Source organism: Belnapia sp. F-4-1 (assembly GCF_000802185.1).
In the GTDB taxonomy this organism is placed as follows: domain Bacteria; phylum Pseudomonadota; class Alphaproteobacteria; order Acetobacterales; family Acetobacteraceae; genus Belnapia.
This window is the reverse complement of record NZ_KN676113.1, coordinates 4,116,278-4,129,838: the sequence shown is the minus strand read 5'-3', so window position 1 is coordinate 4,129,838 and position 13,561 is coordinate 4,116,278. Positions and strand designations below refer to the sequence as shown.

Annotated in this window: 15 protein-coding genes; 12 read left to right on the top strand and 3 right to left on the bottom strand. The window is 64.3% G+C overall.

The window, feature by feature from the left end; all coding sequences use genetic code 11:
• Positions 1 to 121 precede the first annotated feature (121 nt).
• The 5 genes from LH62_RS19475 to LH62_RS19455 all read left to right on the top strand — a co-directional run bounded on the left by LH62_RS19475 (position 122) and on the right by LH62_RS19455 (position 3,283).
• On the top strand, positions 122 to 1,771 hold the full coding sequence (locus LH62_RS19475; RefSeq protein WP_043363700.1) for a primase-helicase family protein: 1,650 nt from the start codon (positions 122 to 124) through the stop codon (positions 1,769 to 1,771).
• A 457-nt stretch (positions 1,772 to 2,228) separates the two neighbouring features.
• Positions 2,229 to 2,492, top strand: a complete 264-nt coding sequence (locus LH62_RS19470) for a hypothetical protein (RefSeq protein ID WP_043363699.1) — start codon at positions 2,229 to 2,231, stop codon at positions 2,490 to 2,492.
• A complete protein-coding gene (locus LH62_RS19465; RefSeq protein ID WP_043363697.1) occupies positions 2,489 to 2,755 on the top strand; it encodes a hypothetical protein in 267 nt (88 codons plus the stop codon). The genes LH62_RS19470 and LH62_RS19465 overlap by 4 nt, the downstream gene beginning before the upstream one ends.
• Positions 2,755 to 3,003 (top strand): hypothetical protein, encoded by a 249-nt coding sequence (locus tag LH62_RS19460; RefSeq protein ID WP_043363696.1) that lies wholly within the window; start codon positions 2,755 to 2,757, stop codon positions 3,001 to 3,003. The genes LH62_RS19465 and LH62_RS19460 overlap by 1 nt, the downstream gene beginning before the upstream one ends.
• 55 nt (positions 3,004 to 3,058) lie before the next feature.
• Complete coding sequence (locus LH62_RS19455) at positions 3,059 to 3,283, top strand: hypothetical protein (protein ID WP_043363694.1); 225 nt, start codon at positions 3,059 to 3,061, stop codon at positions 3,281 to 3,283.
• A 338-nt stretch (positions 3,284 to 3,621) separates the two neighbouring features.
• Here LH62_RS19455 and LH62_RS19450 read toward each other — a convergent pair whose 3' ends face one another.
• On the bottom strand, positions 3,622 to 3,819 hold the full coding sequence (locus LH62_RS19450; protein ID WP_144404550.1) for a hypothetical protein: 198 nt from the start codon (positions 3,817 to 3,819) through the stop codon (positions 3,622 to 3,624).
• A gap of 433 nt (positions 3,820 to 4,252) precedes the next feature.
• Here LH62_RS19450 and LH62_RS31225 point away from each other — a divergent pair, with 433 nt between their 5' ends.
• The 7 genes from LH62_RS31225 (at position 4,253) to LH62_RS29415 (ending at position 10,001) form a co-directional block, all read left to right on the top strand.
• Positions 4,253 to 4,393, top strand: a complete 141-nt coding sequence (locus LH62_RS31225) for a hypothetical protein (protein WP_160299857.1) — start codon at positions 4,253 to 4,255, stop codon at positions 4,391 to 4,393.
• A 269-nt stretch (positions 4,394 to 4,662) separates the two neighbouring features.
• Positions 4,663 to 4,875, top strand: coding sequence for a dodecin (locus tag LH62_RS19445; protein ID WP_043363692.1), 213 nt, complete (start codon positions 4,663 to 4,665; stop codon positions 4,873 to 4,875).
• Between the two features lie 58 nt (positions 4,876 to 4,933).
• Positions 4,934 to 5,155 carry a hypothetical protein gene (locus tag LH62_RS19440; RefSeq protein WP_043363691.1) on the top strand — a complete coding sequence of 74 codons (222 nt, stop codon included), beginning with the start codon at positions 4,934 to 4,936 and terminating at the stop codon, positions 5,153 to 5,155.
• A gap of 479 nt (positions 5,156 to 5,634) precedes the next feature.
• On the top strand, positions 5,635 to 6,096 hold the full coding sequence (locus tag LH62_RS32740) for a MarR family transcriptional regulator (protein WP_082012670.1): 462 nt from the start codon (positions 5,635 to 5,637) through the stop codon (positions 6,094 to 6,096).
• 670 nt (positions 6,097 to 6,766) lie between these two features.
• Positions 6,767 to 7,750 carry a hypothetical protein gene (locus tag LH62_RS19435; RefSeq protein WP_043363690.1) on the top strand — a complete coding sequence of 328 codons (984 nt, stop codon included), beginning with the start codon at positions 6,767 to 6,769 and terminating at the stop codon, positions 7,748 to 7,750.
• Positions 7,751 to 8,102: 352 nt separating this feature from the next.
• A complete protein-coding gene (locus LH62_RS19430; RefSeq protein WP_144404549.1) occupies positions 8,103 to 8,549 on the top strand; it encodes a sensor histidine kinase in 447 nt (148 codons plus the stop codon).
• 291 nt (positions 8,550 to 8,840) lie between these two features.
• Positions 8,841 to 10,001 carry a sensor histidine kinase gene (locus tag LH62_RS29415; protein ID WP_082012669.1) on the top strand — a complete coding sequence of 387 codons (1,161 nt, stop codon included), beginning with the start codon at positions 8,841 to 8,843 and terminating at the stop codon, positions 9,999 to 10,001.
• Between the two features lie 80 nt (positions 10,002 to 10,081).
• Here LH62_RS29415 and LH62_RS19420 read toward each other — a convergent pair whose 3' ends face one another.
• On the bottom strand, positions 10,082 to 11,509 hold the full coding sequence (locus LH62_RS19420; RefSeq protein ID WP_144404548.1) for a sensor histidine kinase: 1,428 nt from the start codon (positions 11,507 to 11,509) through the stop codon (positions 10,082 to 10,084).
• A 559-nt stretch (positions 11,510 to 12,068) separates the two neighbouring features.
• Complete coding sequence (locus tag LH62_RS19415) at positions 12,069 to 13,301, bottom strand: sensor histidine kinase (protein ID WP_052214713.1); 1,233 nt, start codon at positions 13,299 to 13,301, stop codon at positions 12,069 to 12,071.
• Positions 13,302 to 13,561: the final 260 nt, after the last annotated feature.

Genomic DNA, 13,561 nt, shown 5'->3' with positions numbered 1-13,561 from the left:
GGGTAGCTACCCGGCAAAGCCTTGGGGGGTGTTGGCTGAACGGGGGGCGGTTTTCTGCCGTCCCCTACAGCACCCTTCGAGAAATCATTCCAGCGGCCCACCTTTTCACAGGACACCAGACATGGACTACGAGAACACCCCCGAGATGGGGAACGAGGACGCGTGCTCGATTGCCTCCGCCACCGGCACCGATGGCGTGATCAACCTCCGTGACGCCAAGGCGCGGCGCCTGGACCAGCAGGCAGAGGCCGCGCGGGCCAAGGCCCTCGCTATCGAAGCCAAGGCCGCTGCTGCCGCAGAGGAGGCGCGCCTGAAGGCTGAAGCGGAGGCCGAAAAGGCGCGGCTGAAGGCAGAGGCAGAGCGGGCGGCGCAGGCGGAAGCCGCTGCCGCCATGGAGGAGATCAAGCGCGAAATCCGGGAGGAGTTCCTGGCGGAGCATGACATCTCCTACGTGGCTTCCACGGATTGCTGGTGGCACTACCATGGCGCCACCGATAGCTGGACCCCGATCAAGGAACGGGCGGTTCGCATGATCCGGCCGGACTCCATGTGGGACAAGCTCTATTGGTCCTTGTTCATGTCCGTGATGGCGGAGGACGGTCGCCACTTCCGGACCATCACCAGCAGCTTCGCCGAACAGCCCGCCGATGTACTGAACATGCTGCGCCCGCAGTTCTGCCCCATGGCGGCAACGGCGGACTACGATGGCTTCTTCGATGTGCTGCTGCACACCCTGGCCAACGGTGATCCGGGCGGCGTCGCCCATATTGAGCAGTTGATCCTGGCTAAGTGGCAGAGGCCGCAGAATTATTTGCTGCCCGCCCTCGCCGTCCACAACGAACAGGGCGGCGCTGGCAAGAACCTGTTCGTGGAGGCCATGCTTGGCACGGTGTTCGGGCGGAACCTCGTAGCCGATGGCCTGTCCATGAACGACATCACCAGCAAGTTCAACTCGCACCTGATCGGCAAGGCCGTTTGGTTCGTTGATGAGAGCGTTGAAGACAAGGTTGACGAGAACGCCCTGAAGCGCCTGTTGGGCTCCCGCCAGATGTGGGTGGAACCCAAGGGTTTGGCCAAGTTTCAGGTTGAGAACACCGCGCTGCTGGTGGTGGCGGGCAATGGCGTCACGGGTTCGGTCCGCGTGGTTGGCAGCGAAGTGGACCGGCGCATCTCCGTTATCGAAGCCACCCGCACCCTGAAGTCCGCCGTGGCGGAACAACGTGGCTGCACGGTGGCAGAGGCGGAGCAGTGGGTCCGGGATGTGGGCCAGCATCTCCTCCGGGATCGGGAGCAGGTTGGCCGGTGGCTCCGTGCCATGCAGGATCGCCATGGGGACCTCCAGCATGTGGCGGCCTTCCACGGGGATTCCTACAAGAACCTCGTCCGGCTCCAGCGCCCCTTCCATGACCTGTTGTTCGATGCGCTGTTCAAGGACGAGGGCTTCCAGTACATCCGCCGCCCCCTCCTCTACGAAGCGTACCGGGACCTTGCCAAGACGCAGAACAGCAGCCACGCCACCTTCAAAAATAGGACGTTCTACGCCCATCTTGATAGCTGGTCCAAGCGTGAGGGCATCCCCTTGGAGAAAGCCAAGGTGAACTGGCGGGCGCGGCCTGTGAACACCAGCATGCCTGCGGCCTACCGGCCCACCACCCCTGCGACCACCGCCGATATCATCTACCGGCCTGATCGCCTGCCCAATCTTGAGGACGTGGTGGTGAATGATGAGCGGTACGGTGGCTCCGCCTCCGGCTGGAACATCTCCATCTAGCATCTGGCGCCAGGAACAAGCGGGGGAGGCCGTCAGGCCCTCCTTCCGTATTTCCGTATTTGCTTCCGTATTAGGGGTCCAAGGGCAAAGCCCTTGGTATATCTCACATCTTTCGTTGCCTAATACGGAAATACGGAAAATACGGAAGAATCAACTTCTTATAGGGATTTCACCTCCCTGTTCGTTTTTTTTCATCACCCCATGAAAAAAACTCGTATACGAATAATTCTCTTCCGTATTCGGTATTTCCGTATCTTCCGTATTAGACCACACCGCCAGTATTACCCGCTGGCCTGTAGTGTTCCGGCCACGCGATTAGTGTGGATCACTGGTGACCGATAAGATCAAGCGCAGAAATTACTTCCAGATCAGGCACTTATGAGGTACATTCCTTGTACCGCCTCCCCCGTAAGGCGGGCCTACAGCACTTCAACAGCCTAGTAGGGCATCCCAATACATGTCTGATCCCCCCACCATCGCCACCATCCAGGCGCAGCGGTTCGCGCTGTTGGATGCATGGCAGGAATACGCCTACGCCCGCCAGCGCCGGGATGATAACGGCACCAAGATTGCCTACGATGCCTTCCTCCGGATCGAATCCTGGCTGTACGAGCACGACCGGGAATGGATCACCCAATACTGGCGGGCAGAGACAACTCCCACGCTCACCAGCGAGCGGATCAAGGCCATCGCGGATCGCGTTGCGGGGAAGATCGCATGACGATCCAGCAGGCGGCGGCCCACCCGGTGTTCTTCGTTGTCATGGATCGTGGCGCGAAGGGCGTGGACATCAGCATCATCTCCGGCCCCACCGATGTGGAGGCCGTCATCCACATGGCGGAGAACGGCCAGCGTGATGATGCGGGCGAAAGCGGTCCTGGCCTTAACGGCCGCGCCCTCTATTTGATTGAGGGCACGGACAACACGAAGTTCTGCGTTGTGGACGATGTTCGCAAGGCCATCAGCCAGCGGGGTGCGAAGTGATGGCGGAGATCGTCCCCATGCCCCTTCCCCGTAGCCGCAAGGATCGCGGCTTGGCGCTGCTGAAGGGGGAGTACGCCACCTTCCGCCCCTCCAAGGCTTACGCTGCGGCCCTGGAGGAGTTCGCCACCCACTACTATCGGCGCAGCAGGCTGCCCTGCGGCTGGAGGAAGCAGCGCTTGAGCTTAACGAGGAAGGCGGCGCCGATCTTCTGGACGCCTTCCGGGATGATCCGGAGTTCCGCAGCCTGATCCTGGCGGCGCGTGTGGTGGCGAAGCACCGCCTGGAAGGTCCGGAGGACAAGGTATGACCGCGCACAGGGACAGGGCCTTCGTCATCATCGTTCAGCGCGATGATGGCACCACTGGCGTGACTGTCTCCTATGACGCCAAGGATGCCGCCGCTGCCGCCCGCGAGGCGGAGGCGCTGTCCGGCGCAAGGGTGGCGTGGGTGGTGGAAGCCCATGGGGACGTGATCGTCCACCACCCGAACACCTTCCCCTCCGCTGCCTCGTCCACCTCTAGCCACTAGCCTACCGGCGGGCAGCGTATTAGCTGCCCGCTTCCACCCTTTCATTTGAGCCAATCCATTATGAGCACCTGTACACATCCGGAGTGCGCCAAGCCTGCGTACTCCATGGCCAAGGGCCAAGGCCCGTTCTGCCGCATGCACTGCCAGAGGGTCCAGCGATACAACAACCCTGATTTGGTGTACCAGCGCCACCGTAACCCGATGCCTCAACAGGGCTTCGTGGCGGGCCAGTGCGCCTGCGGCCAGCCCTACGTGAAGCCCCGCTACAGGGTGTAGGCAGTCAGCCCGGCCAGATCGCGGCCTAGCAGGATGGGGAGGGCTGGTCCCTCCCCTTCCCTTCACCGGCCCAACAATCCCCGGCGCGGATCATCCGGCCCGATTAGCAATCCACCCGCCACCCGGCCAGCAGCCAGATCACCGATGAGGGACGGCGCGGAGATGGCAGTGGCCCGCTGGAGCAAGTTCCTCCGCTGGGCAAGCTCATCCATGGCGCCCTGAACCGCAGCCTGATCCTGGCCACCCAGCAGCCAGAGCATTTCCCCGCTCCGCTGGGCATCACCCGCCGCGGTCATCCGTTGACCCAGTGCCCGGAACTAACTCCTGGGAACGTTGCGGGTCAAATTGAGCCCGGTCGCAATGCCGGGGCTGCTGGTGAGGGCATCTACCCCAACGAACTCATTAGGCCATCACCGCGCCGGTCATCGGCATCCACGGCCTGCCGGAGGGCGGTGCGGCTGTTCTCCATGGCGGCGCTGTTCGTCCGGGCGATCTGGTTTGTCGATGAATGTTCCCGATCATCCGCTCCGTGATGGCGGGACGGGCTACTGGGTCATCATCCACGGCGGTGAAGATGGCATCCGACTGTGCCCTGCTATGGGTGCTCAGGCCGGCAACCCCCCCTGGCATCCCCTCCATCGCGGACCTTTGCGAGCTTTGCGCGGATGGCCTGTAGGACGCCGATCGGAAGGCATGGTGCTCGCTGTCGTTCATATGGGTGATCTGCCGCATCAGGGCTTCGGGCCGCTCATGGAAGGCGCGGGTGTCATGCTCTGCCGCAGTGCGGAGCGCGAATGGCGCAGCCCACGCAGCGCGGACCATCTGGTAGAATGAGTATCCGGTCCGCAGATCGACAATGAAGGTACCATCTAGATCAGCAGGCTTGCATGAACTGCGTAAGGTACGAGCCATCCTCCTTCCCCGGCGCACAGCGCCTCGTGGACAGCATTGCGCTAGGCTTGGTTAGTCGTCTCCAAGACGATCACGGTGGGGATCACGAGCAGCCAACAGTAAAGGTGCCGCTTGTGCCGCGCTGCCTAGACGGCGCAGGATCGGTGGGCGCCCCCTGGGTTGACCGACGCGGATCGCGGGAGAACTCCGTCATGACTGAGCACGTCTACAAGCTAGTGGAGCTTGTCGGTACCTCCGGTACCAGCGTCTCCGACGCCATCCAGAATGCAATTGCGCGGGTCACCACCACCGTCCGCAACGTCAAGTGGTTCGAGGTAGTCCAAGTCCGCGGCGAGGTGAAGGACGGAAAAGTCGGGCACTACCAAGTGACGCTCAAGATCGGCTTCACGCTTGACGACGGTTAGCCCATCAGCCGAGGGCGGTCTGAATAGTCCGCCTCACCGCTGCCGATGAACATCCGAGATGGACGAGGTAACGGTCATCTCGATCGATCCTCGCCAGAAGTCGGACATCTTGCCGGTTCTCCATGGCCTGCTCAAACTTTGCAAAGTCAGCCTGATCGAGGATGACATCGGCGACGAATGGGTGGCTGGCGATAGTGGCTGGGCGTTGTACGATCTCGCGGTAGCGCACGGGAAATCCTCCTGGGTGGCTCTCGGCATAGTTGTCGAGACCTGTATTTAGCTGCTTTGTTGTCCGGCCCAGGCCAATGGCAATCAAAGTGATGGCCCCGGCATCGTCCCCAGCATGGCCTTGAGCATCAACCCAGGCATACCCGATCGGCGCGGGCCACCCCTGGCGGCTGACCATCCGGGCAGGACCGTCGAGACCCCGAACCGGGCGGCGCATGGATGGCGGGACAGTCGGCAGCTTGGTCGTTGGGAAACCGCCATCTATCCTATGACCGCCCCGGGTCGTGGATGGCCTCTAACTGGCCGCGGTGAACGGGCGGACCAGTGGATCAACGACGACTCTGAAGCCGGCATTCCGGCGGACTGCTCTGGATGGCAGCTTCGCGTGCTTCTCATTCGGGAACATGAATGCTGCGACAATCGTCTGTGCCGGACAGCATGGCAACAAGCGGACGCGACATCCCATGCTCGTGCATAGACGATCCGAGCGAACAATGATGATTTAGCATCATTCCGGTAAGGTATCGATGAATGGAAGGGCTGCCAGGATCAGGCGAAAGCTTCGCTGATGACTACCTGCCACATCTACTGACCCGAGCCGCCCAAGCCGCCGATGCGGAGTTCGAGGCGGAGTTACGCCAACTGCGGGTGCAACGCCCGGTCTGGTGGGCCTTGGCCGTCCTGTCCGAGGCCGAAGCTACAACGGTGACTGAGTTGGCAAACCGGTGCGCACTTCGGCAACCTACCGCTACCAAGCTAGTAGACCGTATGGAGCAGCAAGGACTTGTCTGCCGTAGGTCCGACGAGCGCGATCGGCGTCTTGTCCGGGTCGCGCTGACCACCAAGGGAGGCGCTGTGGCGGCCAAGTTGGTCGATGCGGCAAAGCGGCACGAAGCAGCGCTACTGCCCCGCTATCCGCGAATAGAAGATGCTAAGGAGGTGCTGCGCGCGATCATAGCAGACAATGCGAAGGCTCTCCGCAATGCACGATGAGGACGCGATGTTGGCGCCGTGCTCATGGAAGCTGCGACGCTGACGCGAGGGCGACTGCCGCGCCCGGCCACCATGGCCGCTGGTTAGGCCTTGCTGGCATCGGTCATCACGGCCCGGCAAATCTGGGGATCGCCCCTCCGGTAATGCCGTTCATCGGCGCGTTTCAGAGGTGTTGGCCAGCCAGACCCCTGCGACCATGTGCTCGGTAAAGTCAATGATCGGAGCGGCCCGTTTAGTCCTGCTCCGGACCGCCACCTTGAACAGCGGCCACATGCCCGGTGCATGCGCCAACCCCAAAAACAGCTTGCCGAGCAGGCGCCGTCCCGCACAACACCGCCGCCATCAAGATCGCAGCCTTCGGGCGGCGCTAGCGAACCTATCTCAGCTTACTGGATCGGCACGGCCCGGCCAGCCGGTTCGGTAATCTATGCGGCGACCAAGGCGCTGCCTTCCCTCGCCTCGACGGGTCTCATCTACCGCGGGCAGGATGGTCAGACGCGCAGCGACGGCGGCCGTCCCGAATAGCCGCAACAGGATCGCTAGAGCGTGACCCCGATTTCATTGCCAGATTTCAGTTTTCGGCTACGCCAGACGTATGAGCAACGAAAGCGACCAGCCTCCGCGTGAACGCGCTCCTCTCTTGCTTGCTTTCGGCGAGCATGCAGGCCGAATGGCTGCCCTGATCCGGGTAAAGCCGATCCTTATCGCTCGGCTGATCGTGGCGCCCCGCGAGGCCGTGCATTCGATCGGGACGTTCCTCCATTTTGCACCTGACGCGTGCCGAGCCGATGCCGAGGTTGCTGGTCTGATCAATGACAGCGCCCCGCGCGATCTCCTCGCCGCTGCGTTGCCGGGGTGTCCGTCGCGCCTCTATCGCGCACTCGACCGTGCGGGCGATCGTGTTCGCGGCCGGGAGTTTTACAGAAGGGTTGGCAACGTCGCCGCCAGCCCGTTCGCCGATGTCATGCTCGAAGCCAAGACGATCGACGATGCCTGCCTCACCTACTGCGAGGCGCTTTCCGCTATGGACCCGGAGGTGGCAGCGATATTTGCCGCGTTGCGTGACCGGTACCATGCGGAGTTCGCCAACAGCTTGGTGGCATTCCTGCGGGCGTATGGGGCAGTTGGAGAGAACGATCTTCGCCTTCCGCCGAGGGCTGGGTTGCCGGCTCTGGTGAGGCGGCTGACGAGAGCACTTGGGCGAATCCCAGCACCCGATCCCGGGTTCGAAGTGCCGGCGCCGTACCGGCAGATCACCAGCACTGATGAACTCCAGCGTCTCGGCAGGGAATTCCAAAACTGTCTCGCGCTGCACCACTGGGGAGCCGCCGAGCACCATCTGCGGCTCATCGACGGATCGGGCGTTTACCTCGTCGCCGATGAACCGCGTCTCTTGGTAGCGCTGCACCGGGTCGGCGGCGGATTGTGGGTGCTCGAACAGTGCGCCGGGCCGAAGAATGAGGCGCCGCCAGAGGGCGCCCAAGCGGCACTCCTGAGGGGCCTTGCCGCAAACGGGGTGAAGGTACTGTCCACCGACCCGCAGACCGCCCTGGCGCGGCTTTATGGCGCAATCCGGCGTCAGCGCGGACCTCAGGATGATGACCTGAACGAGGCGGTGATTGATGAGGATGATGGTGAGGAGGTTGCAGCTTAGGGGAGTTTTAGGCGGGCTCAGGCGGATGCCTCTGAGGCGCTTATCGGATGGCACTACCGCTCAGCGGGTCGGCCACGAACTCGGCACCACACGCGCCCAAGCCATCGCGCGGCGCGCTCAAACCAGTCCTTGAGCCGCGGGATGTCGTCGCTCATGAGCGCTAACCCGAGCGGCAACATCCATAGTCTGAGGACTGGAAGGATGGAGAGGATACCACCCAGGATAAGCAAGACAGCTACAAGCAGGCGTACCGCCCTTTGCGGAGGGTACCGCGACCTATTCGTGGACGGTATGCCGTTTGACAGCGGCAACGTGCCGTGGTGCCGACCTGAGCGCGGTCACCGAGCGGGAGTTGACGCCCTACGCGTCTGCCGACCCCTGGCAGGTGACGGCCGTCTTGCTCGACGGACCACCCGTGGCGCTGGCGCCAACCGCCGTGCAGCCGCTCGCTATGGTGCTGCACGAGCTTGCCACCAATTCCGCCAAGCCCTGCGCGCTCTCCACACCCGGCGGTCTTGTCGAGGTGCGCTGGCACATAGGCCGCCGGGCAGGCGAGGACGGGCTTCTGCACCTGCACTGGATGGAGAACGGAGGGCCGCCGATCCAGAGCATCCCGGCGCGGCGCGGCTTCGGCACACGAGTGATCAAGGTCCCCGTCCGGGGTCAGCTTGGCGGGTCGGTGGCGTTGCACTGGGGATCCTCGCGACTCGTGGTCGAGATCGAGGTCCCGCTCGCGCGCGTTGTGGCAAACGGGGAAACGGGCGGGACCGTGGATGCCGCTGCCGCGGTTGGCGCCTAGAACCAGAGGTTCGGAAAGCCGGGGCAAAGCGCGGACGACCGGATAAAGGGGCCGTGCTGGCATCATGAGGGATGGCGCAACCTCCTACGGGATGCCCCAGGCGGTGCCACTTTGCCGAACCTGTGGGATGCCTGCTGCCGGCCATGCTGAGGGTGCATCTTCCATCTGGGGTGCGCCGCACGCTGCGCCATGACGCCGAGGCGTCGAGAAAGTCTCGGGATAATGTGTGAAGTCTGGGTCACCTGCTCCCGCTACCCTGTCGCACCTGCGAGGGCGGGGCTATACTGCCACATGGAAACAACTACCCGTGGACCGCTGGCGAGCGGGAATGCCGAGACCAACCGTCTTGCGGCGCTGCGTCGATACGACGTCCTCGACACACCCCCAGACGGCGCCTTTGACCGCATCACCGCGCTTGCGGCCGACCTGTTCTCAGTCCCCATCGCCATCGTTAGCCTCGTCGATCACGACCGCATCTGGTTCAAGTCGCGCTACGGACTCGATGTGGAGCAGATCGGGCGCGACCCGGGCCTATGTGCCTCGGCTATCCTGCAAGTCGAGCCGTGGGTGCTGACCGACGCGCGGGTCAATACCCGCGCGCTCGCCAACCCGCTGGTGGCGGGAGAATTCGGCCTGCGCTTCTACATCGGCGCGCCGCTGCGGACGCAGGACGGGTTCAACCTTGGCACGCTTTGCGTCATTGACCGCGAGCCACGCCCCGTCAGCGAGCGGCAGATCGCCCACCTCAAGCACCTCGCCGCGCTGGTCATGGACCAGATGGAGCTTCGCCTGTCGGCCCGGCGCGCCATCGCCGACCTGTCGCGGGCTGTTGAGGAGAAGGACGCGGCCCTGCGACGGGCCGAACTAATGGCGAAAGAGATCGACCATCGGGTGATGAACAGCCTGCAACTAACCTCCGCCCTGCTGCGGCTACAAGGGCACGCGCTCGGGAATACGGAGGCCGCAACGCAGTTGGCCCTGGCTGCCAGCCGGGTCGCGGCAGTCGCGCGGGTGCATCAGCACCTCTACGTCGGCGATGGCGACGGTACCATCGATTGCGGCGCTTACCTCCGGCGACTATGCGACGATCTCTCCGGCACGCTGCGGCCCGACCAGGGGGTGATCTCCGTTGAGGTCGTCGATGCCGTGTTCCCGACCGCTAGGATCGTTCCCCTCGGGCTGATCGTGGCCGAACTCGTGGCTAACGCCGCTAAGCATGGGGCGGGGCGCATTAGGGTCTCGCTCGAACGTACCTCTCCGGGCGAATACGCGCTGTCGGTCTCTGACGAGGGCACGGGGCTGCCTGCGGGATATGATCCCGGCGCAACCAGCGGTCTCGGCATGCGGGTGATCTCCACCCTGATCGGGCAACTCCACGGGCGACTGAACTTCGGGGCGAACGGTGGCGGCCCGGGAGCAAAATTCACGGTTGTTTTCCCAGTCGCGGGCTGACCTGCTCAGCGCGGGCCACGGGCCGAGGCCGGAGTGGTAGTTGCACGCGTTGCGCGGCGAAGCTGCCGCGATGCTGGTGGTCAGGCGTTGCTGGTCCGGCGGCCCAGTGCGACGCGGCGATGTGGGGGCAGGCGGAGGATACAGTGCAAGCCATCCGGCTCGAAGCGGATGTCGGCCTTCATGCCTGCCTGTATTGCCAACCCACGCTCAAGCAGCCGCAGCCCGAAGCCCCGCCGAGCAGGCGGACCCGCGATCGGCGGGCCACCTCGCTCGACCCACTCAACAGCCTGCCATGGCTCGGCGTCCCCATCGTCGTTCGCGGCGCGGAGAACCACCCGGACACGTCCGCTCGGCCCGGACAAGGCGCCGTGCCGGACCGCGTTGGTGGCGAGTTCATGCACGGCCATGGCCAGGGTGAGCGCTGCACCGGGTGGCAGGAACACCTTCGCCCCCTCGGAGGTGGACAGGTCCAACCGATCGCTGTCCGCCAGCAAGGGCGCAAGAACAGCGCGCACGACCCCATCGAGCGGCGCACCGGTCCAGTCCTCACGGGTGAGCAGGTCGTGCGCACGGGCGAGGGCGAGGATGCGTCGCTGGAAGGCCACGGCGAAGGCCGAGAGGTCGGGTGACGCACCGCGTGTGCCGAGAGATGTGAGCGACTGCACCACCGCAAGCGTGTTTTTCACGCGGTGGTTCATTTCGTCCGTCAGCAGAGTCCGCCGCGCCTCCGCCCACCGCCGCTCCGTCTGGTCGCGCATGACCGCAAGCAGCCCAAGGGGTGGCGCATGCGGCCCCGCTGCTGGGTCGCGCAGCGGCATCGACAACCCGCTGGCCCAGAACCGCGCGCCATTCCGGCGAAGGTGCCAGCGCTCGTTCTCGGCCCGGCCTTCCGCGAGGGCCGTCGCGGCCTCCCGCTCCGGCACCCCGGCAGCGCGGTCCTCGGGGGTGAAGATTGGGTCGGCTGAGCGGCCGATGATTTCCGTCTCGGTCCAACCCAGCAGCCGCTCTGCCCCCGCGTTCCATGAGGTGACGCGGCGGCTGAGGTCCGTAGTGAAGATCGCGTACTCCGTGGCGCTGTCGAGGATGAGGCGCATCCGCTCATCACGCTCGCGCAAGGCTGCACGGCTCTCGGTCAGCGCGGCGTTGGCGCGCCGCAGCGCCTCGTTGTCCGCCTCCGTGGCGGCAATATTTGCTCGGCCTGCCGCCATCTGTCGATCATGCTGCGCCTCGACTGCGGCTGCCGCCGATTTCGCCAGCCTCCTGCCCGTTGCATTATCAGTCTGCTCACGGGCGAGTTCATCGGCGTGCGTTTCCGCTGCTTGCTCAGCCGATAAACCAGCCTGCGCGAGAGCGCGGCGCAGAGTGGCGACCTCCGCCTCAAGCTCTGCGATGCGGGCCTGGAAGGCCAGTGCATCCTGCCCCGCCTCGCCCACGCTGCGGCTGGCCGTTTCGTTACTGTCCTTCATAACCCTCACGCGGAACGACGGACAAAGCGTCCGGAATCTCAACCGGACTCCCTCGGAGGCGTTCCCGCGAGGTGGCTCTTTTGATCGCGTGTATGTCGACTAAGTGGCTGTAGATACAATCCCCAGAGCCCATCCGGGAGCCAGCACGGAGAAACTGATGGGCCGCCCGACAGCCTTCCGCCGCTAGGAGGCGGCCCTTCCCAACAGCAGAAACATTATTATATCGCACAGATAGGTCCGCTGTCGAGCATTCCTGTAACGCAACTGCGCGCGGTCATTGTAAGGCATGGGCCGAGGGAGGCGATCATGGACCCGCCCAAAGATGCCTCGGCTATGGCTAGCCGCCATGTCCGAGAGGGTGTGGAGCGTATCGCTCGCTAGCATGCCATCATCGACGAGAAGGACCGGAACAACCATCCCGAGGCGGCGCCGATGGCCAAGATGGTGTTGGCGACGCTGCAAGCCACCCTCGACCTGATGCGAGAGCGGCTTTGCATGGAGTGCGAGGCCGTTGGCGTAGGTAACTGACCGACAATCCGTTCCACGCCGGGGAGGCCTATAAGGACGGGGCGAGCGGAACTGGGGAGGCGTATCGGCTCGTTCAGTCCGGCTTGGCGCTTGGGTCGGGAAAGATGACTGCCACGGCGGTGCCCTGGCCGCCGCGCCCGGCCTCCATCACGGCTCGGCCCCTGACCTGCTTGGCCAGCATCTCAACCAGTCGCAGCCCGAGCGAGCCTGCCCGACGCTCGGTGGGCATGCCGGCTCCGTCGTCCTCGATCAGCAGGCGCATCTGCCCGCCGGCCTCGGCGTGCAACTCGACCCAGACCCGCCCGCTGCGCCCATCCGGAAAGGCGTATTTGAGCGCGTTGGTCACTGCCTCACCCACGATAAGCCCGAGCGGCACCACAAGGTCCGGGCTCCACACAGCCTCCTCGTCAGCTTCCACCTCGACCGACACCTGTTCCGGCGATGGCGCCATAGCTTCGGCCATTTCCTCGCAGAGGCGACGGAGGTAGTCAGGAAAGTCGATCGCGTTCGGGTTGCCTGCTCTGTAGGTCAGCAGGCTGTGGACCTCGCCCACGCGCCGGAGCCGACCCGTGGCGGTTTCCAGCGTCGCGCGGCAATCCGGATCGTCGATCTGGCGCGCTTGAACGCGGAGCAGTGAGACCGCGAGTTGCAGCGCGTTCTTGGTTCGATGGTTGACCTCGCGAATCAGGAAGTCGCGGAAGCGGATGTCCTCCTGGCCCTGAGCCAAGGCATCGCGCAGCGTGGCCTCGGTCCGTTGCCGCCGCTCCACCTCCTCTTGCAGCCGTGCGTTGACCTCCTGAAGCCGTCTCGTGCGGGTGGCAACACGCCGCTCCAGCGTCTCCTTCGCCTCGCGCAGTTCATGCTCGCGGGCCACCCTATCGCTGATGTCGAGGAAGGAGGCGAAGTGCTGCACCACCCGGCCGTCCTCGACCACAGGACTGACGAACATCGAGACCCACACCTCGCGGCCGTCCCTTGTACGGAACGGCACGTCCTCGATGAATCGACGCTGTGCCGCCATGACTGCTTCGACCCGTGCCGCCACCTCCAGGGCCGCGTGCTCGCCCAAGAGGAAGAAGTAGTTCTGGCCCAGGACCGCCTCGCGCTCATAGCCGCATAGTTCGAGGAAGGTAGCGTTGGCGTAGATGATGGGATTGCCGAGCACCGTGGGATCGGTGACCACCATCGGCATCCGCGTGGCCTCAACCGCCGCAACAAAAGGCCCGCCGCGCGCCTCGATATCACGGACCCCACGCTCGGCGGCTGCTTGGCCCTCCCGGGTCCGGGGCTGGTTGCTGGCGGGCATCGGCGATCCTCCACTACTGTGCGTCCAGCCTGACCCCGCCAAAGCAATACGGGATATGGACCCCTCATCGCACTCTATCGGATAGCGGAGATTGCTGGATGTGCATCCAACCAGCAACCTCGGCGCATTATTGGGCGTCTATGATCGCGTGTGGCTTCCGGTGCTGGTGATGTATCCGGCAGACAGCCTGGGCATCGCTCGCCCGGCCTTTGAGCCGCTGCGAGCGATACCCTGGAGGGGATTAGATCAAGGACCGAGCC

Coding starts and splice junctions, on each gene's coding strand:
- LH62_RS19465 (WP_043363697.1), top strand. CDS start 2,489: ATGACGATCCAGCAGGCGGCGGCCCACCCGGTGTTCTTCGTTGTCATG.
- LH62_RS29415 (WP_082012669.1), top strand. CDS start 8,841: ATGGAAACAACTACCCGTGGACCGCTGGCGAGCGGGAATGCCGAGACC.
- LH62_RS19440 (WP_043363691.1), top strand. CDS start 4,934: ATGGACGAGGTAACGGTCATCTCGATCGATCCTCGCCAGAAGTCGGAC.
- LH62_RS19435 (WP_043363690.1), top strand. CDS start 6,767: ATGGCTGCCCTGATCCGGGTAAAGCCGATCCTTATCGCTCGGCTGATC.
- LH62_RS19445 (WP_043363692.1), top strand. CDS start 4,663: ATGACTGAGCACGTCTACAAGCTAGTGGAGCTTGTCGGTACCTCCGGT.
- LH62_RS19470 (WP_043363699.1), top strand. CDS start 2,229: ATGTCTGATCCCCCCACCATCGCCACCATCCAGGCGCAGCGGTTCGCG.
- LH62_RS31225 (WP_160299857.1), top strand. CDS start 4,253: ATGGTGCTCGCTGTCGTTCATATGGGTGATCTGCCGCATCAGGGCTTC.
- LH62_RS19455 (WP_043363694.1), top strand. CDS start 3,059: ATGACCGCGCACAGGGACAGGGCCTTCGTCATCATCGTTCAGCGCGAT.
- LH62_RS32740 (WP_082012670.1), top strand. CDS start 5,635: ATGGAAGGGCTGCCAGGATCAGGCGAAAGCTTCGCTGATGACTACCTG.
- LH62_RS19460 (WP_043363696.1), top strand. CDS start 2,755: ATGGCGGAGATCGTCCCCATGCCCCTTCCCCGTAGCCGCAAGGATCGC.
- LH62_RS19475 (WP_043363700.1), top strand. CDS start 122: ATGGACTACGAGAACACCCCCGAGATGGGGAACGAGGACGCGTGCTCG.
- LH62_RS19450 (WP_144404550.1), bottom strand. CDS start 3,819: ATGCTCTGGCTGCTGGGTGGCCAGGATCAGGCTGCGGTTCAGGGCGCC.
- LH62_RS19415 (WP_052214713.1), bottom strand. CDS start 13,301: ATGCCCGCCAGCAACCAGCCCCGGACCCGGGAGGGCCAAGCAGCCGCC.